Source organism: Labrenzia sp. VG12 (assembly GCF_002237595.1).
Lineage (GTDB): Bacteria > Pseudomonadota > Alphaproteobacteria > Rhizobiales > Stappiaceae > Roseibium.
Genome location: NZ_CP022529.1, coordinates 1889565 through 1911488, shown reverse-complemented (window position 1 = coordinate 1911488; position 21924 = coordinate 1889565). Strand labels below are relative to the sequence as shown.

The 21924-nt window shown below is 59.4% G+C and carries 27 protein-coding genes; 12 read left to right on the top strand and 15 right to left on the bottom strand.

The genetic code is table 11. The features are described 5' to 3' along the window. Positions 1–7 precede the first annotated feature (7 nt). Positions 8–1567: a helicase HerA-like domain-containing protein gene (locus CHH27_RS08920; protein ID WP_371681840.1), complete on the bottom strand. Its 1560-nt coding sequence runs from the start codon at positions 1565–1567 to the stop codon at positions 8–10. A 232-nt stretch (positions 1568–1799) separates the two neighbouring features. Here CHH27_RS08920 and CHH27_RS08915 point away from each other — a divergent pair, with 232 nt between their 5' ends. Both CHH27_RS08915 and CHH27_RS08910 read left to right on the top strand, forming a co-directional pair. Further along, positions 1800–2192: a DUF2780 domain-containing protein gene (locus CHH27_RS08915; protein ID WP_094071270.1), complete on the top strand. Its 393-nt coding sequence runs from the start codon at positions 1800–1802 to the stop codon at positions 2190–2192. Between the two features lie 45 nt (positions 2193–2237). Then, the gene (locus CHH27_RS08910; RefSeq protein ID WP_094071269.1) at positions 2238–2645 is read left to right on the top strand and encodes a DUF4332 domain-containing protein; all 408 of its coding nucleotides are present in this window, start codon (positions 2238–2240) and stop codon (positions 2643–2645) included. A gap of 98 nt (positions 2646–2743) precedes the next feature. On the opposite strand, the gene CHH27_RS28300 is transcribed toward CHH27_RS08910, so the two are convergent. After that, the gene (locus CHH27_RS28300) at positions 2744–3445 is read right to left on the bottom strand and encodes a helix-turn-helix transcriptional regulator (RefSeq protein ID WP_094074618.1); all 702 of its coding nucleotides are present in this window, start codon (positions 3443–3445) and stop codon (positions 2744–2746) included. 503 nt (positions 3446–3948) lie between these two features. Between CHH27_RS28300 and CHH27_RS08900 the strand changes: the two genes are divergently transcribed. Then, a complete protein-coding gene (locus CHH27_RS08900; RefSeq protein WP_094071268.1) occupies positions 3949–5961 on the top strand; it encodes a methylmalonyl-CoA mutase family protein in 2013 nt (670 codons plus the stop codon). Further along, a complete protein-coding gene (scpA, locus tag CHH27_RS08895; protein WP_094071267.1) occupies positions 5958–8123 on the top strand; it encodes a methylmalonyl-CoA mutase in 2166 nt (721 codons plus the stop codon). The genes CHH27_RS08900 and scpA overlap by 4 nt, the downstream gene beginning before the upstream one ends. A 67-nt stretch (positions 8124–8190) precedes the next feature. Here scpA and CHH27_RS08890 read toward each other — a convergent pair whose 3' ends face one another. From CHH27_RS08890 to CHH27_RS08870, 5 genes are all read right to left on the bottom strand, one after another. Continuing rightward, complete coding sequence (locus tag CHH27_RS08890) at positions 8191–8502, bottom strand: hypothetical protein (RefSeq protein ID WP_157738820.1); 312 nt, start codon at positions 8500–8502, stop codon at positions 8191–8193. Positions 8503–8656: 154 nt separating this feature from the next. After that, complete coding sequence (locus tag CHH27_RS08885) at positions 8657–8878, bottom strand: helix-turn-helix transcriptional regulator (RefSeq protein ID WP_094071265.1); 222 nt, start codon at positions 8876–8878, stop codon at positions 8657–8659. A gap of 27 nt (positions 8879–8905) precedes the next feature. Continuing rightward, positions 8906–9517: a DUF2975 domain-containing protein gene (locus CHH27_RS08880; RefSeq protein ID WP_157738818.1), complete on the bottom strand. Its 612-nt coding sequence runs from the start codon at positions 9515–9517 to the stop codon at positions 8906–8908. 6 nt (positions 9518–9523) lie between these two features. Next, positions 9524–10105 (bottom strand): hypothetical protein, encoded by a 582-nt coding sequence (locus tag CHH27_RS08875; protein WP_094071263.1) that lies wholly within the window; start codon positions 10103–10105, stop codon positions 9524–9526. Positions 10106–10124: 19 nt separating this feature from the next. Beyond that, positions 10125–10700 carry a DUF2975 domain-containing protein gene (locus CHH27_RS08870; RefSeq protein WP_208988734.1) on the bottom strand — a complete coding sequence of 192 codons (576 nt, stop codon included), beginning with the start codon at positions 10698–10700 and terminating at the stop codon, positions 10125–10127. A gap of 269 nt (positions 10701–10969) precedes the next feature. On the opposite strand from CHH27_RS08870, the gene CHH27_RS08865 reads away from it, so the two are divergent. After that, the gene (locus tag CHH27_RS08865) at positions 10970–11647 is read left to right on the top strand and encodes an outer membrane protein (RefSeq protein WP_208988732.1); all 678 of its coding nucleotides are present in this window, start codon (positions 10970–10972) and stop codon (positions 11645–11647) included. A gap of 99 nt (positions 11648–11746) precedes the next feature. Here the strand turns inward: CHH27_RS08865 and CHH27_RS08860 are convergent, their stop codons facing one another. Both CHH27_RS08860 and CHH27_RS08855 read right to left on the bottom strand, forming a co-directional pair. Continuing rightward, complete coding sequence (locus CHH27_RS08860) at positions 11747–12409, bottom strand: haloacid dehalogenase type II (RefSeq protein ID WP_094071260.1); 663 nt, start codon at positions 12407–12409, stop codon at positions 11747–11749. Between the two features lie 111 nt (positions 12410–12520). After that, positions 12521–12955, bottom strand: a complete 435-nt coding sequence (locus CHH27_RS08855) for a VOC family protein (protein ID WP_094071259.1) — start codon at positions 12953–12955, stop codon at positions 12521–12523. A 307-nt stretch (positions 12956–13262) separates the two neighbouring features. Between CHH27_RS08855 and CHH27_RS08850 the strand changes: the two genes are divergently transcribed. Beyond that, positions 13263–14120 (top strand): branched-chain amino acid aminotransferase, encoded by an 858-nt coding sequence (locus tag CHH27_RS08850; RefSeq protein ID WP_094074617.1) that lies wholly within the window; start codon positions 13263–13265, stop codon positions 14118–14120. Between the two features lie 24 nt (positions 14121–14144). On the opposite strand, the gene CHH27_RS08845 is transcribed toward CHH27_RS08850, so the two are convergent. Then, positions 14145–15314, bottom strand: coding sequence for a YbfB/YjiJ family MFS transporter (locus tag CHH27_RS08845; RefSeq protein ID WP_208988730.1), 1170 nt, complete (start codon positions 15312–15314; stop codon positions 14145–14147). Positions 15315–15598: 284 nt separating this feature from the next. Here CHH27_RS08845 and CHH27_RS08840 point away from each other — a divergent pair, with 284 nt between their 5' ends. Both CHH27_RS08840 and CHH27_RS08835 read left to right on the top strand, forming a co-directional pair. After that, on the top strand, positions 15599–16300 hold the full coding sequence (locus CHH27_RS08840; RefSeq protein WP_094071258.1) for an ABC transporter substrate-binding protein: 702 nt from the start codon (positions 15599–15601) through the stop codon (positions 16298–16300). Positions 16301–16389: 89 nt separating this feature from the next. Continuing rightward, positions 16390–17166 carry an ABC transporter substrate-binding protein gene (locus CHH27_RS08835; RefSeq protein WP_094071257.1) on the top strand — a complete coding sequence of 259 codons (777 nt, stop codon included), beginning with the start codon at positions 16390–16392 and terminating at the stop codon, positions 17164–17166. Between the two features lie 70 nt (positions 17167–17236). On the opposite strand, the gene CHH27_RS08830 is transcribed toward CHH27_RS08835, so the two are convergent. Further along, positions 17237–17617, bottom strand: coding sequence for a DUF1761 domain-containing protein (locus CHH27_RS08830; RefSeq protein WP_094074615.1), 381 nt, complete (start codon positions 17615–17617; stop codon positions 17237–17239). Further along, positions 17599–17913 carry a hypothetical protein gene (locus tag CHH27_RS27600; protein ID WP_157738816.1) on the bottom strand — a complete coding sequence of 105 codons (315 nt, stop codon included), beginning with the start codon at positions 17911–17913 and terminating at the stop codon, positions 17599–17601. The genes CHH27_RS08830 and CHH27_RS27600 overlap by 19 nt, the downstream gene beginning before the upstream one ends. On the opposite strand from CHH27_RS27600, the gene CHH27_RS08825 reads away from it, so the two are divergent. The 4 genes from CHH27_RS08825 to CHH27_RS08810 all read left to right on the top strand — a co-directional run bounded on the left by CHH27_RS08825 (position 17912) and on the right by CHH27_RS08810 (position 20683). After that, the gene (locus CHH27_RS08825) at positions 17912–18511 is read left to right on the top strand and encodes a superoxide dismutase (protein ID WP_094071256.1); all 600 of its coding nucleotides are present in this window, start codon (positions 17912–17914) and stop codon (positions 18509–18511) included. The genes CHH27_RS27600 and CHH27_RS08825 overlap by 2 nt on opposite strands. 201 nt (positions 18512–18712) lie before the next feature. Beyond that, positions 18713–19174: a cytochrome c gene (locus CHH27_RS08820; protein ID WP_094071255.1), complete on the top strand. Its 462-nt coding sequence runs from the start codon at positions 18713–18715 to the stop codon at positions 19172–19174. A 55-nt stretch (positions 19175–19229) separates the two neighbouring features. Further along, complete coding sequence (locus CHH27_RS08815; RefSeq protein WP_094071254.1) at positions 19230–20162, top strand: cytochrome c; 933 nt, start codon at positions 19230–19232, stop codon at positions 20160–20162. A gap of 29 nt (positions 20163–20191) precedes the next feature. Further along, entirely contained in the window at positions 20192–20683 is a 492-nt protein-coding gene (locus tag CHH27_RS08810) for a GNAT family N-acetyltransferase (RefSeq protein WP_094071253.1), read from the top strand. 291 nt (positions 20684–20974) lie between these two features. On the opposite strand, the gene CHH27_RS08805 is transcribed toward CHH27_RS08810, so the two are convergent. The 3 genes from CHH27_RS08805 to CHH27_RS08795 are packed head-to-tail and all read right to left on the bottom strand — an operon-like array spanning position 20975 to position 21906. Then, positions 20975–21352 carry a RidA family protein gene (locus CHH27_RS08805; protein WP_094071252.1) on the bottom strand — a complete coding sequence of 126 codons (378 nt, stop codon included), beginning with the start codon at positions 21350–21352 and terminating at the stop codon, positions 20975–20977. 19 nt (positions 21353–21371) lie between these two features. Continuing rightward, on the bottom strand, positions 21372–21605 hold the full coding sequence (locus CHH27_RS08800; RefSeq protein WP_208988721.1) for a DUF2798 domain-containing protein: 234 nt from the start codon (positions 21603–21605) through the stop codon (positions 21372–21374). Further along, positions 21598–21906, bottom strand: coding sequence for a putative quinol monooxygenase (locus tag CHH27_RS08795; protein ID WP_094074613.1), 309 nt, complete (start codon positions 21904–21906; stop codon positions 21598–21600). Before CHH27_RS08795 ends, CHH27_RS08800 begins: the two co-directional genes overlap by 8 nt. Positions 21907–21924 lie beyond the last annotated feature (18 nt).

Here is a 21924-nt window from a genome sequence, read left to right as displayed (position 1 = left end):
GTGCGACTCAGTTGCCTCGTTTCAGGGACCCGAGCAAGCCCCGAACCAGCGCACGGCCAAGCGAGTTGCCAAGGCTGCGCGCAGCCGACTTCAGACCGGCCTCAAGAACGGTGTCGCGCTGGCTGCGCCGGTTGCTGCGCCGCTGCCGGCTTTCCCGGCGCGGCCGGTCGTCGCGACCAAAGTCAGGCAGCTGAAAACCGGAGCGAGACCGGCGCGGTTCGCCGTGCTTTCTGGCGTGCCGGTCTTCCTTGTCCTGCCGCTTCTGTTCCTGCCTCTGGGCTTCCTCGGCGCGTTGCTGAAGCACTTCATAGGCCGAAATGCGATCCTTGGGTCGGTCGTAAAGACCGAAGACCGGGCTCGACTGGATCAGACTGCGCCGCTCCGCCTGGGTCACGGGGCCAAGGCGGGAGCAGGGGGGACGGATCAGCGTACGCTGGACAATGGAGGGAATGCCCTTGCCCTCAAGTGTCGAGACCAGGGCCTCGCCGACACCAAGCTCGGTGATGACGCGCTCTGTATCGAGATCCGGATTGGGACGGAAGGTCTCCGCAGCGGCGCGCACGGCCTTCTGGTCACGCGGGGTGAACGCCCTGAGTGCGTGCTGGATCCGGTTGCCGAGCTGGGCGAGCACGGTTTCAGGCACATCAAGCGGGTTCTGGGTGACGAAATAGACGCCGACCCCCTTGGAGCGGATCAGCCGGACCACCTGCTCGACCTTTTCGATCAGCGCCTTGGGCGCGTCGGAGAACAGCAGATGCGCTTCGTCGAAAAAGAACACCAGGCGTGGCTTTTCCGGGTCGCCGACTTCCGGGAGCTCTTCGAACAGTTCCGACAGCAGCCAGAGCAGAAACACGCCATAAAGCCGCGGGGCGGACATCAGCTTGTCGGCGGCCAGGATGTTGACAACGCCGCGCCCGTCGGGAGCGGTCCGGATGAAGTCCCGGATGTCGAGGGCCGGCTCGCCAAAGAAGGCCTCCGCGCCCTGGCGCTCCAGAACCAGAAGGCGGCGCTGGATCGCACCGATGGAGGACTTGGACACGTTGCCGTAAATCGTGGAAAGCTCGGAAGCACGCTCGGCGACATGGGCCAGCATGGCTCTGAGGTCCTTCAGGTCGAGCAGCAGCAGGCCTTCATCGTCGGCCAGCTCGAACAGGACATTCAGAACACCTTCCTGGGTGTCGTTGAGTTCCAGCAGCCGGGCCAGCAACAGGGGGCCGATTTCCGAGACGGTGGTGCGGATCGGATGCCCCTGTTCGCCAAGAAGATCCCAGAAAACCGCCGGAACGGCCTCGTAGGAATAGGAGTTGCTGATGCCGACGTCCTTGGCCCGTTTTTCCAGGAAGTCCTTGGACACACCCTCGGCGGCGAGCCCGGACAGGTCGCCCTTGATATCGGCGCAGAATACAGGCACCCCGGCCTTTGAAAACCCTTCTGCAAGGATCTGGAGAGACACCGTCTTGCCTGTTCCCGTTGCACCGGCGATCAGCCCGTGCCGGTTGGCAAGCTTGAGGGCAAGTGTTTCGTCCCTGGTGCTGGCACCGATGAAGATACTGTCTGTCGCCGTCACGTGTTCCCCCGAATCCATCCACCTTGCGGCAGCCTAGAATGTTTCGTCTGCCGAGAGAACCGCTCAGTTAGCCGGCCTGCGCAACAGCAGCATGAAACCCTCGACGCACGGGAAGCTGCGGCATTGTCGTGCACTGCCTGAAATGATCATCGACGGATGCCGTTCGGCACCTGTATAGAAAGCAAAGAAGCGCCGGGGAGACGGGCGTACAGGGATTAGGCAGGAGATTTCCATGGAAGAGCTCATCAACCGGATGATGGCGGCAGCCGGCATTGACGCAGACACGGCCAAGAGCGCGATCGGCATCATTCTCGGTTTCCTCAACAAGGAAGGTCCGGAAGACAAGATGCAGCTGATTTTCGATGCTCTGCCCGGTGCACAGGAGCTGGTGGCGGCGCGCGAAGAAGCCGGTGGCGGCGGCGGTCTCCTGGGTGGGCTCGGCAGCATGATGGGCGGCCAGATGGGCGCCATGGCCGCGCTTACCGAACTCAATGGCATCGGTCTGGACATGAGCGGCGTGCAAAGTGTTGCCAAGGAACTCATTTCCTATGCTAAGGAAAAAGCAGGGGATGACGTTGTGAATGAAGTGGTTTCACAAATTCCGGGGTTGAGCCAAATCGTCTGATTGCCCCAGGGTTCGGCTGCCGGTGATTGAGGGAGTTCTGTGCGGATGTCTTATTCCATCGACGAAATCGAGGGCATCGGCCCGACCTATGCGGCCAAGCTGGGCGAAATCGGTATCAAGACCACCGAAGCCTATCTGGAGCGGGCGAAAGACCCGAAAGGGCGCAAGGCGCTGGAAGACGAAACGGGAATCGATGGCAAGCGGATCCTTAAATGGGCCAACATGGCCGACCTGATGCGCATCAGTGGTGTCGGTGAGGAATATTCCGAGCTTCTGGAGGCTGCGGGCGTCGATACCGTGAAAGAACTCAAGCACCGCAATGCGGCCAACCTGGCGGCGAAGATGGCCGAGGTGAACGAGGACAAGAAACTCGTGCGCCAGGTGCCGAGCGAAAGCCAGGTCACCAAGTGGGTGGACCAGGCGAAAGAACTTGCGCCGATGATGACCTATTGAGGTCAGGTTCTTAAGAACGCTGAAAACAAGAAAAGGCGCGCCGGCAAGCGCGCCTTTTATTAGCCCCTGAAAATGGATCAGCCTTGCGTCGGCCAGTGTTAGACGCTGATCTGTCCGTAGCGAAGCGCTTCAACCACGGTGTGCGTCTTGTTCGAAGCGTTCAGTTTAACACTGGCATTTTGCAAATGTGCGTGGACAGTCCGCTGCGAAATGTCGAGCACGTCTGCGATTTCTCCGGCCGTCTTGCCATAGGCGGTCAGTTCCAGAACCCTGCGTTCGCGGGTCGACAACGCGCCCGGGCGCTGGCCGGAAATGACACCGAGTTCCCGCAGGCGCGAGAAGGCGGCAGCCGACAGGACTTCCAGATTGGAGAGGTCATACTTGTTGACCTGAAGCGACGGTCCGCTTGCAAACACAAAGGCCTGGAAGGGGTAGAGTTCCGTCACCGGAACCACGACGATCTGGCTGCCCTCGCCGGCAGAGGCGAGAAGATCGGAGTGTTCCATGTCGCCTGCGGTGATAGTCCAGACCCTGGCCCTGTTAGAGCCGAGGCCCAGCATGAGCGCGCTGTCATTTGCAGACAGGGACGTGCTCTCGATGCCGTCGTTGCGCTGATCCGGCCAGCGGAAACGCTGAACGAGATTGTCAATCGGACGGTTCGGCATCGGCAGGCCGGTTATGAGGATATGCGTCGCCCCCATGCGGCGGAGATTGGATTCCAAGATGTCGAGAACATGATGGGCGGCATTTGCTTCTGAGATGGCTCTCAGTTTGCTCTTCAATTCCGTTTGATCAAGCATTGTGCACATCCTTTGCGGCTTGAGGCGCCGCTTTTTGCGTCTGCTCCGACGGACGCCGGGACAGCCGCTGATGGGTGAAAGCGTGTCCACCAGCAACCCTTTCAGGCCATTGCCGGACTCGTTTGCCGCGCATTTCTTATGAGGGTAGAAATTCCCATGCGTCAGCACACATACGCTACAATACAATTGATGATCGTACCAATAGGGAAAACTGGCAAATTTAGCTTATTCCGCCAAAAAATTGGCAAACTACAACAAAATTGCTCCCAATTAGCGGCTCCTGAAATAGGTCAGTATTGTTGATCTGACGTAGTTTGGCGCACTTGTTGCGCAGGTGCTGATTATTTTGCATGCCAAATTAAGTATAGGCCGTTTTTGATTCTTGCCGAGCCTTGCAATGCGCCCTTGCGCCAGGGGCTGTGCCTCTCCAAAACCTTACCCTTTCTGCTGAGTTGCCAAGCTTTGCGGGCAGGGACTAAAACGGGCACAGGGAGACGATATCCATGCCCAACAGTTTTACCGGTCCTGATCATTTTTACACAGCGGACGAAGATGCCTGGTGGAGTGCTGTCGACAAGGCGCTCAAGGGGGCGTCACGACAGAAGCTCTTCGGAACGACAGAAGACGGGGCCCAGATCGCTCCGCTTTATGCGCGTCGACAGGACGGCCCGGCCCGCCAGTTGCGGCGGGGTCAGGGAGAATGGTCACTCGTGCAGCGGATCGACATTCCCGACGTCGGGGATGCAAATGCCCAACTTCTGGAAGACCTGACTGGTGGCGCCAGCGGGCTTGATCTGGTGTTCTCTGGGGCTGCGGCCGCCTATGGCCACGGCATCCGGATCGAGGATCTTGCCGGTCTGGAGAAGTTGCTGGCGGATGTGCAACTGGAGCTGATCGATCTGCGCTTCGAAGCCGGCCGGGAAAACATCGAGGTTTTGGCACTTCTCCTGGCTTATCTGGAAAAACATCAGATCGATCCGGCAAAGGTGAATATCACTGCCGGTTTCGACCCCTATGGCTGGATTGCGGCCAATGGGGTTGCCCTTGCGGATATGGAGCAGGCCTTCCGGCATTTCCGGGACGCAATTGTTTCCGCGGACCAGCTCGGCAGTCCGCTGCGCATGATGAAGGCGGAGGGCCGGATCTGGCATGAGGCCGGGGCGACGCCAGCGCAAGAACTTGCACTTGTTCTGGCCTCTGCGACCGAACATCTCAGAATGCTGGAAGGCACCGGACTCGCGCCGGACGCCTGGGCCGAGAAGATTTCCTTCAGCCTGATCGCCGATGCAGATCAGATCGGTACGATCGCCAAGGCCAGGGCCATCCGCGCGCTATGGTCCAGCGTGCTGGGGGAAACGGGCCTGCCGCAAGCCGCCGTGCCGCTTCACATGAGCACCTCTTATAGAATGCTGACCCGGCGCGACCCCTGGGTGAACCTGCTTCGCAACACGGTGGCCGTCTTTGCGGCAGGTGTGGGCGGTGCCGACAGCATCTGCGTGCTGCCGCACACGCAGGCCGTTGGACTGCCGGATGGTTTTGCCCGCCGGCTTGCCCGCAACACGCAATCCATCCTGCTGGAAGAGAGCAATCTGGCGAAAGTTACGGACCCGGCTGCCGGTTCGGGAGCGATCGAAGCCCGAACGGATGCACTATGCGACGGGGCGTGGGGACTGTTTCAGGAGATCGAAGCAGCCGGCGGTCTGATGAAGGCGCTTCACGAGGGCGTGGTACATGCCCGTATCGAGGCATCGCGCGCTGGTCGGGACAAGGATATCGCCCGCCGCAAACGTCCGATCACGGGGGTCAGCGAATTTCCGGATCTGAAGGAAACCGGCGTTGCGGTACTGGAACAGCCCGCGCCGGAACTGGCCGGTCTGGCATCGCCGCCGGCAGACCTGCCGGAGCCTGGCAACGGAGAACGTTTTGCTGCGCTTCGGAAACTGGCCCTGGAAGGGCGGCCGATGCAGGACCTTGGCATGCGCCTCGATCAGCTGCCGCGCGACACGAGCTATCCTTCGCTCGGCGGCGCGCGGTTGTCCGAGCCCTTCGAGAAGCTTCGCACCCGGGCAGAGGCATTCGAGGCGCAGAATGCGGTTGAACCGAAAATCTTCCTGGCAACGCTCGGCAGTCTGCCGCAATTCACCGCGCGTGCCACCTGGACGGCGAATGCTTTTGCCGCCGGTGGTTTCCAGCCGGTTGGCCAGGAGGTGTATGATACGATGGACGACCTGCTTGCGGCGTTCCGCAATAGCGGTGCGGTCTTGGCCTGTCTCGTGTCATCCGATGATGTCTATGCAGAAAAGGCAGGGTCCGTTGCCGAGGCGTTGAAGACGGCAGGAGCCCGTCATCTTTATCTTGCTGGGCGACCGGGAGAGCAGGAAGAAACGTATCGCGCGGCCGGGATCGGCGCCTTCCTTTTTGCTGGGGGTGATCTCCTGGAGCTGCTTGGCAATGCCCATGACTTGCTGGAGGCGCGCTACGGCGCCGAGCTGTCAGATCTGGAGGTCCAGTCATGAGTCGGATCCCGAATTTTGCAAAGACCCCGTTTCAAAACCGGCTGCCGAAAGCCGAGCTGGGCGACAAGGCCGCCTGGGAAACACCGGAAGGCATCGATGTGCCGCCGGTTTATGGCGCCGCCGATCTCGAGGGCTTGAAACATCTCGACACCTGGCCCGGATTGCCGCCCTTCATGCGTGGGCCCTATCCGACCATGTATGTCCAGCAGCCCTGGACGGTGCGCCAATATGCTGGGTTCTCGACGGCAGAGGATTCCAATGCCTTCTACCGGCGCAACCTGGCAGCCGGTCAGAAGGGGCTTTCAGTGGCCTTCGACCTGGCCACCCACCGCGGTTATGACAGCGATCATCCCCGCGTGGCCGGTGATGTCGGCATGGCCGGCGTCGCAATCGATTCCATTTATGACATGCGCACGCTCTTTTCCGGCATTCCGCTGGACAAGATGAGCGTCTCCATGACCATGAACGGGGCCGTTCTGCCGGTGCTGGCGCTTTACATTGTCGCCGCCGAAGAGCAGGGCGTTGCCCAGAAGGACCTGTCGGGCACCATTCAGAATGACATTCTGAAGGAGTTCATGGTCCGCAACACCTATATCTATCCACCGCAGCCATCGATGCGGATCATCTCGGATATCTTCAAGTTCACCTCGCAGAACATGCCGCGGTTCAACTCGATCTCGATTTCCGGCTATCACATGCAGGAAGCCGGGGCGACGGCTGATCTGGAACTGGCCTATACGATCGCCGACGGCATTGAATATGCCCGTGCCGGCGTGGCTGCCGGCATGGATATCGACCAGTTTGCACCAAGGCTTTCGTTCTTCTGGGCGATCGGCATGAATTTCTTCATGGAAGTTGCCAAGCTGCGCGCGGCGCGGTTGATCTGGGCGACGCTGATGCAGGAAAACTTCCAGCCGAAAAATCCGAAATCCCTGTCGCTGCGGACCCACTCGCAGACATCGGGCTGGTCGCTGACCGCCCAGGATGTCTTCAACAACGTGATCCGCACCTGTGTGGAAGCGATGGCGGCAACACAGGGACATACCCAGTCCCTTCACACCAACGCACTCGACGAGGCGCTGGCGCTGCCGACGGACTTCTCAGCCCGCATAGCCCGCAACACGCAGCTGTTCCTGCAGCAGGAAAGCGGCACGACCGGCGTGATCGACCCGTGGGGCGGGTCCTACTATGTCGAGAAGCTGACAGCCGACCTCGCCGAAAAGGCCATGGCGCATATCCGCGAGGTCGAGGAACTCGGCGGCATGGCCAAGGCCATCGAGAAAGGCATTCCGAAACTGCGCATCGAAGAGGCCGCGGCCAAGACACAGGCCCGGATCGACAGCGGCGCCCAGACGGTTGTCGGCGTCAACAAGTTCAAGCCGGAGAGCGAACAGGCGATCGACGTTCTCAAAGTGGACAATGCCCAGGTGCGGGCCGCCCAGATCGACAAGCTGCAGCGTCTGAGGGCCGAGCGCAATGAAACCGAGACCCAGGCCGCGCTGGATGCTCTCACACACTGTGCATCTTCCGGCGAAGGCAATCTTCTCGACCTGTCGGTGAAGGCTGCCCGGGCGAAGGCAACCGTCGGCGAAATTTCGCTCGCGATGGAGAAGGTCTTCGACCGGCACAAGGCCGAGATCAAGTCAATCGCCGGGGTCTACAAACGGGAGGCCGGTGCCATGTCCGACACGATCGAAAAAGTGCAGAAGCTGGTGGAGCGCTTCGAGGACAATGACGGACGCCGCCCGCGCATTCTCGTTGCCAAGATGGGCCAGGATGGGCATGACCGCGGCCAGAAGGTGATCGCGTCTGCCTTTGCCGATCTGGGCTTCGATGTCGATATCGGACCCTTGTTCCAGACACCGGAAGAAGCCGCCCGTCAGGCGGTGGAAAACGACGTCCACGTTGTCGGAGTTTCGTCACTTGCTGCCGGTCACCTGACGCTGGTGCCGGCGCTGAAAAAGGCGCTCGCGGACGAGGGCCGGGAAGACATCATGATCGTGGTGGGAGGTGTGGTGCCACCGCAGGATTATGACGAACTCTACAACTCCGGTGCCGCCGCCATTTTCCCGCCGGGCACCGTGATCGCGGAAGCTGCGATCGGGCTGGTCGGGAAGCTGAACGAACAACTCGGCTACGGGTCGGCAGAAGCTGCGGAATGACAAAGGGGCGTGGCGCCCATGCGTCACGTGCCGATTTCATTCTTTTCATGAGGCAGGCCAGGCGCCGTCAGGCAGAGCGCTTTGTCAGCGTGTGAAGCGGTGTGGGGGCCTCGAGATAGGCGATCTCGATGTGCGGTCGCGCGCGCTGCTGGACATGAGCGAGCCCGAGGCACATGTCGCCCTCGTCCTCGATGTAAAAAGTGTCGGGGAGATCGGCAGCCTCACCGGGCAGGATCAGTCCCGTGTTGCCGTTCTTGAGGTCATAAAGCGTGCAGGGACCGATGAGGTCCTGCGACATGGTCCTGAGTTTGCCGGCGCGAAGACGTGCCCGCGTCGCGGGGACCGTTCGTTTACCGGTATTGGCGTCTTTCATATGCACGTTACGGCCCTCGGTGATCCGAATTACAATCAGTGTAGAATTTACCGAGGGCGACTATTAACGCAGGAAACTTTTGGAAGGTTTGAACCGGAGATGCAGGTTTGAATCTGATTTTAGCTATCGGGGTAAGGATTAGAAGCCTGAAGGGGTTAGGTCATCCTTCGCCGGGGCCATCGGCTTCGTAGATCAGAATGTCACCAGGCTGGCAGTCCAGCACATCGCAGATCTTTTCCAGGGTTTCGAAACGCACGCCCTTGACCTTGCCGGATTTGAGCAGCGACACGTTCTGCTCGGTGATGCCGATGCGTTCCGCAAGCTCTTTCGAGCGCATCTTGCGGCGGGCGAGCATTACATCCAGTTCAATGATGATCGGCATGGTGGTCGGGTCCCCGGCGCGCTGTCGCTATATTATTTGTCTGTTTTCTTCTGCGAGCAGGGCGGCCTCGCGCAGGATCCATCCAAGCACCAGCATGAGAGCCCCAAGAATCAGGCAGGATATTTCACCGCCATCGACCGTTACGTCAACAATCCTTTGGGCCTCCGGATAGTCCATTGTTGTAATGAGGGCCGCGACGGGGTCGCTGGCGACATCAAAAAAGGCGTAGGAAATCAGCCAGACACCGGCCATGACCAGCCGCTTCAGCGTATTGGCTGAGAAAAAGTCCATGTTCTGGAGGCGGGCGCACAGCATGCGCAGGCTCCACAAGGCATTCATGAGCAGGAAGAACGATATGGCGACCAGCAGTGACAGCAAGGCACGCTGCAGGAACGACATGTTCAGAAAGCTGCGTTCAATGTCTCCGACAACAATCGATTCCTCGCCGTTGAAGGAAGGCCAGGTTGGAAAAAGGACTGAAAGAAACAGACCAAGCCCCATGATCGGCAGGGCAACGGCGCTCAGGGTCAGTAGCCATTTTACAAAGCCGGCGCACCCCCGAATGCGGCGCAGTCGTTGGTCTCTCAGTTCTGCTTCCATGGTTGTCATACCCACCTCACGAGACTGTTCAAAGGCCAACGGTCCTCAGACAAATTGCCGGTTTTCATCGGCGATCAAAGCGGCTTCCCTCAGGATCCAGCCGAACAGAAGCATCAAGGCACCGAGAATCAGAAAGAAGATTTCGCCACCATCCAGCGTGATGTCGACCTGACGCTCGCCAGGGGGAAGGTCAAAGGTCAGGATGAAGGACCCGAGCGGGTCGCTGATCAGGTCGAACACGGCGAAAGCGATCAGCCAGGTGCCGAACGCAATCACGTTGGCAAGCGTTTTGGGCGAGAAGAACTCCATCTGCTGAAACCGCTTGAAGACCTGGCGGATGTTCCAGCCCGCAATCATGAGCAGCGTGAAGGCGATCGCGGCCAGGGCAGCGATGCCGATGCGCTGAAGATGGGGAATTTCACCAAAGGAGCGTTCCACGTCGGCAACATCGAGTGTTTCGTCAGCCGCGAACATGAAGTCGTCCGGCAGGGCAATGCCAACCGTCACGATCACGCCAAAGATGAAGATCACTGCCAAAACGGCGGTCACCACCCACTTCATGATGCCCGAAACCCTGCGAATGCGGGTGAGGCGCCGTTCTCTGTCCGCGGTTTCTGAAACGGTCATGCGGGTAACTCCAAAAGTCTCAAACGAACTGCTTGTTTTCGTCCGCGATCATTGCTGCCTCGCGCAGGATCCAGCCAAACAGCAACATCAAGGTGCCGAGCACGACGAAGAAGATTTCGCCGCCGGTGATTTCCGTTTCGATGATCCGCTGCCCCTCCGGCAGATCGATGGACGCCAGCAGGGAACTGATCGGGTCGTTGGCGGCATCCAGGAGCCCGAAAGCAATGAGCCAGATGCCGAAGGTGAAGACGGTTGATAGCGTCAGGGGGGAGAAGAAGTCGGTCTTTTGAAACTGCGCAAATATCCGGCGGACGTGCCAGAACGCCCCCGTCAGCAGCAGAAAGGCAACACCGGTGAGCGCTGCCAGACCGAGCCGTTGCAACGGGGGCAGCTCGCCAATGGGGCGCTCAAGCGTGCCGAAGTCGATGGTTTCGGATCCCGCTCCAAAAGGTTCCGGCCAGATCAGGGCAGTCACCAGGAAAACGCCCACGAGCACCAGGAGCGCGATCACCACGGCCGCGGCCCATTTCATGATCCCCGCAAGACGGCGGATCCTGCCAAGTCGGCTGTGTCGTTCCAGTTCCAAGCTGCTCATCGCTGTCTCACGCAATCTTTTTCGCTGAGTGCCCATCGCGCTGACTACTCCGATGCCAGTTTTTTTGCAAGCGCAAAACAAAGTGGTTGACAAAAAAATTAACGCAGGCATTTTGCAAATTATCGTTTCACAATAAAAAATCAAAGTTGTGTTGCGTTGAAAATGTCATAAATGAAGTGAGTTCACTGATGGTAAGTTCTTTTGCCAATTATGATTTTCCTGCCCGTGAGCGGACCGGTCCCAACCGCCCGAGGACAAGACAGGGAATTGTGCGGCGCATTCTGCGTAGTCACTGGGTGCTCGAACCGCTTATTCTGTGTGCTGTGCTGTTCGTGCTGATCTCCGGCGCTTATGCGGCGGATCTCGACCCCTACCAGGAGCCGGTATTTCAATCGCCGGCGCCGCATTCGCTTTGGGCCGGGCCCTATCTCGGTTTCGAGACGGGCATTTCCCAGACCGCAACCGACGTCAAGTCCGGCGGGCGCTCGAAAGACCTGTCACGGGTCGACGCGGCGTTCGGCCTGTTCGGCGGCTATAACTGGGAAGTCTCGCGCTTCGTCCTGGGCGTTGAGGCTGGAGCAACCTATCTCGGCGGACGCGAGAAGGGCCGCCATCCGACACTCGGAACCGTGGAAACCGGCGCGAAGTGGTCGGTCAATGCCAAGGCGCGGGCCGGTCTGCCGATCAACAATTTCATGCCGTATCTCAGCCTCGGTATCGCTGCCACCGAGCACAGCCTGAAGGCCAACGGGACGGAAAGGAACTCGGTGTCGATCGGACCGGTTTTCGGCGGCGGCCTGGAAGTGGCCGTGACCGACGAGTGGCATCTCCGGGCGGACTATTCGGTGACGGGTATCATCGACGACACGGCGCGCTATGGCGGTGCCAGCGTCAAGCGGACCTCCGCCAATCACCGGCTGATGATCGGCGTTTCCCGCTCGTTCTGAGTTGTTGCCGGACGTGAGCGTCCGGCAACCCAAGGCACCCGCGTCTGATCCCACTGGGCGCGGGTGCTTTTTTGCGTGGGCAGTCCCCGGGGAGGCCGTTCAGCTGAGTGCGGCCAGTCCGGTCAGGTCGGCCAGAACGGCCTTGGGGGCAAGGTCGGCATATTCGTCCGGCATGCCTGTGCGGTTCATCCACACGGTGCGGAAGCCGAAGGCGGTGGCCCCTGCAACGTCCCAGCGATTGGATGACTGGAAAGAGACCTCTTCCGGATAGATGCGGAAATGGGTGGTCACCATTTCGTAGGTGCGCGGATCGGTCTTGAATGTCTTCAGTTCATCGACCGAAAAAATCTCGTCGAAAAGCTCGGTCAGGCCTGAGGCCTTGGCAGCGGCTTCCAGCATGGCCGGGGAGCCATTGGACAGGATCGTGATCTTGGCGCCGGTGGCCTTGAGGGCGGTCAGGACTTCCGGAACTTCCGGGTAACAGTCGAGTTCCCAGTAGGCGCTCAGCAGATCGTCGCGCAGCGACTTGTCCGCGCTCGGGACAAGGGCAAACGCGGTGTCGAGACCCTGCTGCGTCAGTTCCCAGAAATCCTGATAGCGCCCCATCAGGGCACGAACCCAGGAATATTCCAGCTGCTTCTCACGCCAGAGCGAGGATAGCCTCTGGGCGTCCGGGCCAAGTTTTTCGGCGTGTTTTCTGACGGCGGCATGCACATCGAACAAGGTGCCATAGGCATCGAACACAAACGCGGCATGTGCCATCTTTCAAACTCTCCAAGCCATTCTGCGGGAACCGCGGAAGAGAACAGGCTGGGAGCAGCTGCGTCAAGCACTGGTATCTGCGACAAAAGTCGCAAGGCAATTATTACAGTCTCATTGGGGAGGCGGCAAAGTGACAGAGCCGTCGGGGCCGAGCGTCCAGAAGGGATTGTGCGCAATCTCCAGCAAATGACCACCCGGGATCTCGACATAGGAGGAATAACCGCCCCAGAAGGCCTTTTCCGGGTGTTTGACGGGTTTTGCGCCGGCCGTGAGCGCCTCCTGAAATGCCGTGTCAACTTCGTCCGCCGTCGCCGTGTTCCAGGCAAGTGTGACGGCCCCTGTTCTGTCACCGGTAACGTCCCTGCCGATTTCCTGTTCCAGAGCCTGCCGACCGTAAAGGGCAAACACACCGCCGAGCACCTGGAAAAACACGACTTCCGGGGAAGGGGCGGCATTGACCTGCCAGCCGAGACCGTCCTCGAAGAAGCGCCGGGCTTCGGCAATGTCGTCAACCACAAGCGTGGTCATTGAAATTCGCTGTTGCATTAAAACTGCCTCCCATTTCGGAACATAAAGAGAACATTTGGTGCTGAAAGTCAATTGCCGGTTGTTTGCAGGCAGCGGTGCCTGTGCTCCTGAAAGCCTGCGCTGTTGCGCGTGGAAGAGGAGCCGGAGAAGTGGAAAAATGTATTCGCATACGGACCTGGACGGAATAATTTCATTTCGATTCCAGTCGGATTGGCGAAGAAAACCGGCAACTTTCCGGAATTCTGCGGTAAGCTATTGACCTGGACCGGCGGGCGGTGTTGTGTCGGCGCAAGACCAGCAAATCAGCGGCGAAAAGGGAAGAGACATGAGCGGATGGAGCGACACCTGGACCTGGATTGACGGGGAATGGCACGAGGGCAATCCGCCGATCATGGGACCGCGCACCCACGCTTCCTGGCTTGGATCGAGCGTCTTTGATGGGGCCCGTTTTTTCGAAGGGGTGCTGCCCGATATCGACCTGCACTGCCAGCGGGTGAATGACAGCGCGCTTGCGCTCGGCTTGAAGCCAACCATGCAGGTTGGTGAAATGGCCGAGCTGACGCGGGAGGGCTGTGCCAAGTTCAAGAGCGACCAGCAGATTTACGTCAAACCCATGTACTGGGTTGAGGGGGACGGTCCTGGCGTGATTGTCGGCGACCCGGAGAGCACCCGTTTCTGCCTGTGTCTGTTCGACGCGCCGATGGCGCCGAAGGACGCGGCGATGAGCATCACGCTGTCACCGTTCCGCCGCCCGACAATGGAATGCATGCCTGTCAACGCCAAGGCGGGCTGTCTCTATCCCAACAATGCCCGGGCGATGGTGGAAGCCAAGGGCCGCGGTTTTGACAATGCCGTGGTGCGTGACATGCTCGGCAATGTCGCGGAACTGACCTCGGCCAATATCTTCATGGCCAAGGAGGGAAAGGTTCATACACCGGCGCCGAACGGCACCTTCCTGAACGGGATCACCCGCCAGCGTGTCATCCAGCTGCTGAAGAGCGCCGGGTATGACGTCTTTGAACGCACCATGGACTATGGCGAATTCCTGGAAGCGGACGAGATCTTCTCCACCGGCAACTATAACAAGGTGACGCCGGTCAAGCGTATCGAGGAGCGTGACCTCCAGCCGGGGCCGATTGCGGCACGGGCGCGCGAACTCTACTGGGAATTCTCGCACGCCTGACAACGTGCTGGAGCGTTGAACCGGTTACCGGGCAACGAGGGCTGCGGCGACCATCAAGGAGGCCGCAGCCGCAAGCGAGGCTGCCGAGAAGGATCCCGTGGCGTGATGCAGTTGTCCGGCAAACCAGGGACCCGCCATCTGCCCCAGCCCGAAACTGGCCGTCAGCACGGCGAGCATCCGACGGATGGCGGCGGCACCGCCGTCGCTCGCTTCGCGCCGCGCTTCCATCAGTCCGAGGGCGGTGATGCCCATGAACGTGCCTCCGAGCAGGCCTGCGCCGAGCAGGAACAGCACGGGTTGCAGGGTAACGGCCGTCAGCGCCACACCGCCGGCCTCCAGCACGCAGGCCATGGCGAAGGCCTGTCGGGTGCCAAGACGCCCCGCAATCCTGTTCCAGATGTAAATGGACGGCGCTGCGCATAATCCGACCGTCAGCCAGACAAAGGGCTCCGTTGGCTGGAGGGCGGGCGTGGCACGGGCAATGGCGTTCACGAATGTCGCCGTGATCACGTAGCCAAAGCCGAAAAGACCGTAAGCCAGGATCAGACGCACCCTGCTGCCGCTGGAAAACGGCGAGGCAGCTGGCTGGAACCCGGCTTCTGCTGAGCCAGCTTTGCGGGTGTTGTCAGCTGGGACAAGCCAGGCTGCTAGGAGGAAAAAGAACAGCGTTACACCGCCGCTCGCCAGCCAGAGAAGCCGCCAGTCGGCTGACAGGTGTGCCAGGGCCGCGACCAGCAGGGCAGAAAAGGCAATACCGCATCCGACACCTGCAAAATGCAGGGCAGACAGGCCGGCGCGACCGGACGATGCGAGGCGTTCAAGGATCAGGCTTGTTGAAAACACGAGCACAAAGGCGCTGGCGATACCGCTGATGAACCGGATCAGGAGAAAGGCGGGCAGGGCGGTGGTTGCGGCCATGGCGCAACTGGTCAGCGCGCTGACGGCAAGACCGCTTAAGAACCAGAAGCGGGGGCTGCCGGGCAGGAACCTGGACGCGCCAAGAAGGGCACCGGCGAGATAACCGAGAAAGTTCGCCGAGGCGATCAGGCCTGCATCATCTGCCGGCAGGCCCAGGCCCTCGCTCATGAAAGGCAGGATCGGGGTATAGACAAACCGGCCGATGCCCATGGCTGCTGCAAGGGCCAGAAGACCGCCAAAGGCGAGCGCGACCGGGGATCGGGCAGGTGTCGTCATGTTTTGGTTCCGGATCGCAATAGGAGGTGTGGCTGGGCGAGGCGTGGTTCCCGGCAAAATGCCATTATTGCGGGGGATTGTCATTTACGGTGTCTGTGTCCGATGGATTGTCGATTAAATATTTTCGGTTTTCTTCTTTTTTCTGATTATTGTAGTTATTTACGATGGCGGTTGATGTCTAATATTGTTGTATTTACGTAGTTTCAAGAGAAAGCTGTTGTTCATACCTGATTGATATTTTGTGCTGCCCTTGAGGTATTCAAAATATCGGACAGGATAGAGACATGCGTCATCTCCTTACTGCTACGGCGATACTGGCGGCCTATGCCGGACCGGTTGCGGCTGAAACCGTGAAACTGACAACCCTGGAATGGCCGCCCTATGTGACGGCAGATGCCAGCGGCCCCAGTACCGATGCGGTCAAATCGACTTTCGAAAAGGCGGGTGTTTCGGCGGAAGTACAAGTCTTTCCCTGGAACCGGGCCATCAATCTTGCGCAGAAGGATCCGGCCTGGATCGGCGTCTATCCGGAGTACTACTCCGAGGCCAGCGACGTTGAGAAGGGGGGCGATCGCTGCCTGTTCTCCAAGTCGTTCGGCATAAGCCCCGTGGGTTTTGTCCAGCGCAAGGACTCCGATTTTACCTGGAGCAGTCATGACGATCTGAAGGCTTATTCCATCGGTGTTGTGCGCGGTTACAACAACGAGGAAAAATTTGATGCGATGGTGGCGGCCGGTGACATCAAGGTTGAAGAAGCCGATGATGATGCGCAGAACATCTTGAAGGTTGCAGGCGGCCGCGCGGCCGCCGGCGTGATCGACAAGCTCGTGTTTGAACACCTGGCACAAAATGACCCGGCAGTCGGCAAGGTTGCGGGTGACCTGACCTTCAACGACAACCTTCTGGTTGAGCACGGTCTGTTCATCTGTTTCGAGAACAGCGACGCGGGGCGCGCGGCGCGCGACAAATTCAATTCTGCCCTGTAAGCTAACAGCGGAGACGCCCTGACCGGGCGGTCTCCACCCGAACGGGCAATGGCAGGCCGGACAGCGGGCCTGCCTCGCAAGAGGCATTGATGCGTACGGTTCTTGGGATCGTTTTTACTGCAATCCTTGCAGTTTTTCCGGCTGCTTCGGCGGAAAAACTGAAGCTGACGACGCTCAACTGGCCGCCTTACGTTCTTGAAGACGGATCGGGTCCGAACACGGACACGGTGCGCGAGATCTTTGCCCGTGGCGGCATCGACATGGAACACCAGGTGTTTCCCTGGAACCGGGCCATCAAGCTGGCCGCCGACGATCCTGAGTGGATAGGCGTATACCCGGAATACTATTCAGAGGACATCGACGCGGAAAAGGGCGGCGACAGGTGCCTGTTTTCCGAGTCCTTCGGCGTAAGCCCCGTTGGCTTCCTGAAGCGACGGGACTCGGATTTTACCTGGTCCAGCCATGACGACCTGAAGGACTATGTTATCGGCGTGGTGCGTGGATATGTGAATGAAGACCGTCTGGATCACATGATTGCAGCGGGTGAGATCACCGCCCAGCTTGCGGAGGACGACACTCAGAACATTCTTCAGGTTGCTGCTCAACGGACCGATGCGATCGTCATCGATCGTCTTGTCTTTGAGTATCTGAAGTCAAAAATGAAAGTCGTGGCCACCGTGGCCGAAGATCTCGAGTTTCACGACAAGCTCCTGGTTCAGCATGGGCTCTACGTCTGTTTTGAGAACTCGGCCGCCGGCCGGGCTGCGCGCCAGGTCTTCAACAGCCAGATGCCTGACAAGGACCTGACAGCCGAGACCATCGACGGAGATCAGGACATCCGCCAAGGATCTGCGACCGGCGGCTGAAACCGGCAAGGGATCACGGCAAGTCGAATCTGCCGCGACCCGGGCGAGGTGCCGACCGATGCCTAAGATCTCAAATCAGGGCCTGTGCCACGATCATGAGAATACCGGCGCCGATGATATAGCCGGCGTCAATGGCGATGGCGGCCGCCGACTTGCCGCTGAACCCGCCATTTGATGCCGTCAGGCTTGCTGCGCTCAGAATGGCGAGAAGGGCAGTGATCAGGGCATCGTGGGTTGCCGTGACCCCGATAACGGTGGCCAGAAAAAGCAGGCCGAGAATTTGTGCGAGCATGGCCCCCATCGGCGGCTTGCTGTCCGGCGTCAATTCCACACCGGAGCCTTCTGCCCAGGTCTTGAAAAACAGCAAGGGCGAATAGACGAGCCAACCGAACAAAAATGCGGCAACGGCCCCCACGATCACGGCTATCCAGTTTACAGAGTCGAATTCCATCTTTGCCCCCGGCTTGCTGTTGTCCAACCTTCGGAAATGTACCGATGAAGCGGATAATAGTCAACCAAATGGTTGAGTTTATCGTCTGCTTGCAGCCAAGACTTGGGAAAGAGGGCGGCGAACAGGTCAATTGCCCCGCTTTCTGTCGAAGGTGTGTTTTGAAAAGAAAAAAATTTCTTTATTTTGACGATCGCCGCTTGCCGACCGGCCTTGGCGATCCTATTTTGCCGCTCGACGCGGTCTGTTTGGGCGTTTTGCCCGGCCGCTGGTCCCAGACCCATTGAGGAGATTGTCATGTCTTTCGAATTGCCTGACCTGCCGTATGCTTATGACGCGTTGGCACCCTACATGTCTGCCGAAACGCTTGAGTTTCACCACGACAAGCACCATCAGGCCTATGTCACCAAAGGCAACGAGCTGCTCGCCGGCAGTGGCCTGGAAGGCAAGTCTCTGGAAGAGATCGTCAAGGAGAGCTACGGCAAGAACGCGCCGCTGTTCAACAATGCCGGTCAGCACTACAACCACATTCATTTCTGGAAGTGGATGAAGAAGGACGGTGGCGGCACGTCGCTGCCGGGCGTTCTGGCCTCTGCGATCGACAGCGATCTGGGTGGCTACGACAAGTTCCGTGCCGACTTCATTGCCGCCGGTATCGGTCAGTTCGGTTCCGGTTGGGCCTGGCTGGCAGTCAAGGACGGCAAGCTTGAAATCATGAAAACGCCGAACGGAGAAAATCCGCTGGTTCACGGCGCGGCGCCGATCCTCGGCTGCGATGTCTGGGAGCATTCCTACTACATCGACTACCGCAACGCGCGTCCGAAGTATCTGGAAGCTTTCATCGACAACATGGTCAACTGGGACTACGTCCTGGAGATGTACGAAGCCGCAAAATAATTTTGCCGGATTTCGCGAAATCAGGGGCCCCGGTTCAGACGAGCCGGGGCCTTTTCCTATCCGGGCATACACCTTGTTACATTTTTGCGAGCGTGTTCACGGGACCGTGATTTAGCGCACCGCAGGCAAATGCGCTGTACTCCCCTTGGCGCGAAGACGCGACGCGCCTTTGATCGCCTTGTTTGCGAGAGGGAGAACTACATGCGCATTTTTCAGAAGATTGCAGTGATCGGTTTGGCCGCGGGCCTTGGTGTTGCCGGTTTCACGGCCCAGGCCGCTGATGATCCCGTTGCAGCCCGGCAAGCCGTCATGGCGTCGGTTGGCGCGGCTGCCGGACTTGGCGGCGGCATGATGAAGGGCGAGATCGATTACAATCCTGCAGCCGGCAAGGCTGCCATCGCGACCATGAACGCGGCTGCCGCGACCTTCGGGGACTTCTTCCCGGCCGGCTCCGACCAGGGTAACACAGGTGCTGCCCCGGCGATCTGGGAAAATGCAGACGGTTTCTCTGCCGAACTTGCCAAGTTTGCGGCTGCTGCGAGCAAGGCCATGGAAGCGTCCGGTAAATCCGGTCCTGCCGATCTGGACGCATTCAAAGCCGCCATGGGTCCTGTCTTCGGCACTTGCAAATCCTGTCACGAGACTTACCGTAAGAAGAACTGACCGGAAATCAGTCCCGACTTTCCGGTGATTTCATCATGACACCTGGAGAGGTCCTTTGAAAAAGGCGATCATAGTCCTCATTCTGTTCGGCGTGATCGCCGCCGGTGTCGGCTGGCTCCTCTCTGCACCGACGCGCATGTCCGACGCTGAGGCATCGGCCTTGAAGGCCGGTGATCCTGAGAAGGGTGAGCTGGTGTTCTGGGCAGGGGGCTGCGCCTCCTGCCACGCGGCCAAGGGCGCAGAAGGAGATGCACTTCTGGAGTTGGGCGGTGGGCTTCGGCTGGATACGCCCTTCGGCACCTTCGTGGCCCCGAACATCTCTGCCAGCGAGGCAGATGGTATCGGTGCCTGGTCGCTGATCGATTTTGCCAACGCCATGACCCATGGCACTTCACCGGACGGACAGAACCTCTATCCGTCGTTTCCCTATACGTCCTATGCCAGAATGAGCGGCGAAGACCTTGGCGATCTTTATGCCTTTCTGAAAACCCTGCCGGCCGTCTCGGGCAAGGCCGCCGATCATGAACTCGGTTTTCCCTTCAACATCAGACGTGGTCTCGGTTTGTGGAAGCGCATGTTCCTGGATCCAGATCCGGTCGTATCTGCACCGGTCGGGACCGCCGAAGTCGACCCGGCCGTCTGGGCGCGGGGGCGTTATCTGGTTGAAGGCCCTGGTCATTGCGGAGAATGCCATACGCCGCGTGACTTCGCCGGCGGGCTGATCCTCGGCAGCTGGCTCGGGGGGGCGCCGGCACCCACAGGAGAGGGGCGCATTCCGGACATCACTCCGGTCGACGGTGGTTTTGGCAGCTGGAGCGCAGCCGACATTGCCTATTATCTGGAGAGCGGCTTTACGCCGGATTATGATTCCGTCGGTGGTGAGATGGTGCATGTTCAGGAAAACATGGCGCGGCTGCCGGCAAGCGACCGCGAGGCAATTGCAGCCTATCTGAAGGCCATCCCGGCTGTCGTCCCTGCCAATAACTGAGATCAAGCGAATTTGGATATAGCTGCCACATGACCGGCTCGCCGACGTTTTCCATCCGCCAGGCCGACAGGGAGGAGGATCTGGAGACCATCCGGTCCCTGTTCCGGGCCTATGTCGACTGGCTGGCGATCGACCTCAGCTATCAGGGCTTCGAAGAAGAGCTGGCCGGACTGCCAGGCAAATATGCACCGCCGGCGGGCGGGCTGTTTCTGGCCAAGAATGGGGCGGGTGCGGTTCTGGGCTGCGTGGCGCTGCGCCCGTTCGGCGACGCCGGTGCCTGCGAGATGAAGCGGCTTTACGTTCTGCCGGAAGGGCGGGGGCGTGGCGTCGGCGCCGGGCTTGTTTCGGCTGTTCTGGAAGCTGCAGAAACGGCCGGCTACAGCGACATGTTGCTCGACACGCTGCCGACGATGACAGGGGCAATCAAACTCTACAGAGCAGCGGGGTTTGAAGAGGTCGGAGCCTATTACGACACGCCGATCTCTGAGACCGTGTTCTTTAGAAAAAGCTTGGGAGACTGATCAGGGGTGCCTCAAACAAAACCACCTGCAAGCAGGTGGTCAGTTGCTGTTTTTTTGTTTTTTGGGTCGCATTGCCCGTGCACAGTTATCTTTTTAATCAAATCCAGCCTAACACAGGTTGTAGGGCGGGTGTATTGCTGATCAAGCGCGGGGCTTCACGTTTTCTTGCAAAACCCCGCAAGTTTTCAACCAGCGTCAACGAAAGATGAATTCAGCTGACGAGCCAGCGGGTTTTCCTGTTCCGTTCCTGGCTGCTGTTCCGTTTTTGGCCTGTAGAGGCATGTCTTCGGCTTAGGGCATGGCAATCACGGCCTCGATTTCGACACGGAGCTCTGGCGCGAACAGGCCGGAAACCATGACCAGTGAACTGGCGGGAACGGCGTCACCATAGCGCTCAGCCAGTGCGGTCCGGATGCCGGGAATGTCGGCGGGATCGCAGACAAAAACGGTGACCTTGACCAGATCGCGCAAGGTGCGCTCGTGCTCTTGGGCAATGACCTCAAGCTGATCGAGCACGGCCGCAGTCTGGGCCCTGGCGTCAAGGGTCTGGGCGTTCGTGCCAAAGGCGGTAAAGCCTGACGTATAGAGTGTATCGCCATGGACGACGGCATGGGCATAGGGCCCGACCGGCAGGCCAAGCTGTTCGAAGTTCCGTCTGGAGACAGGCATCTTGCTTCCTTTTTGAAGATCAGGGAAGGCGCTGGACCAGGAAAGCTGTTGCCTTCTGGACAGCAGGTCCGAGGGAAAAGGCGATGAGCGCAGCCGCTGGCCAGGCCAGCTGAAAAGCCTTCATCCACTGAGTGACAAAGGCTTCCGTCAGGCCCAGATTGATGAATGTCACCCAGCAGGACATGAGCAAAGACAGGCTGAAGGACATCAACAGGGCTGCAATCAGCCGGGTTTTCAGGACCTGGTCAGGCATCGACTGCTTCAAGCGCTCCGATTTCCGACAGTTCCTCGATGTAGTTGACCTTGGTCAGGTTGCGAGCCAGGAACGCCTTCGTGTGTGGCATTTCAAAATGGGCCTCCAGAGCTTTCTTGTCGGTCCAGCTTTCCCACAAGGTGAATTTCCGCGGATCTTTCCGGTTCTGCCGGATCTCGAACAGATGGCAGTCCGGTTCGTCCTGCGTCTTTAGCGCCAGGTCACGCAGTCCGGCTTCGGTTTCCCGCAAGTCCGCACCGTCCTGAAGTTCAATGCCTGCACTGATGAAATATCGGGTCATGTCGGTCTCCTTTGCGTG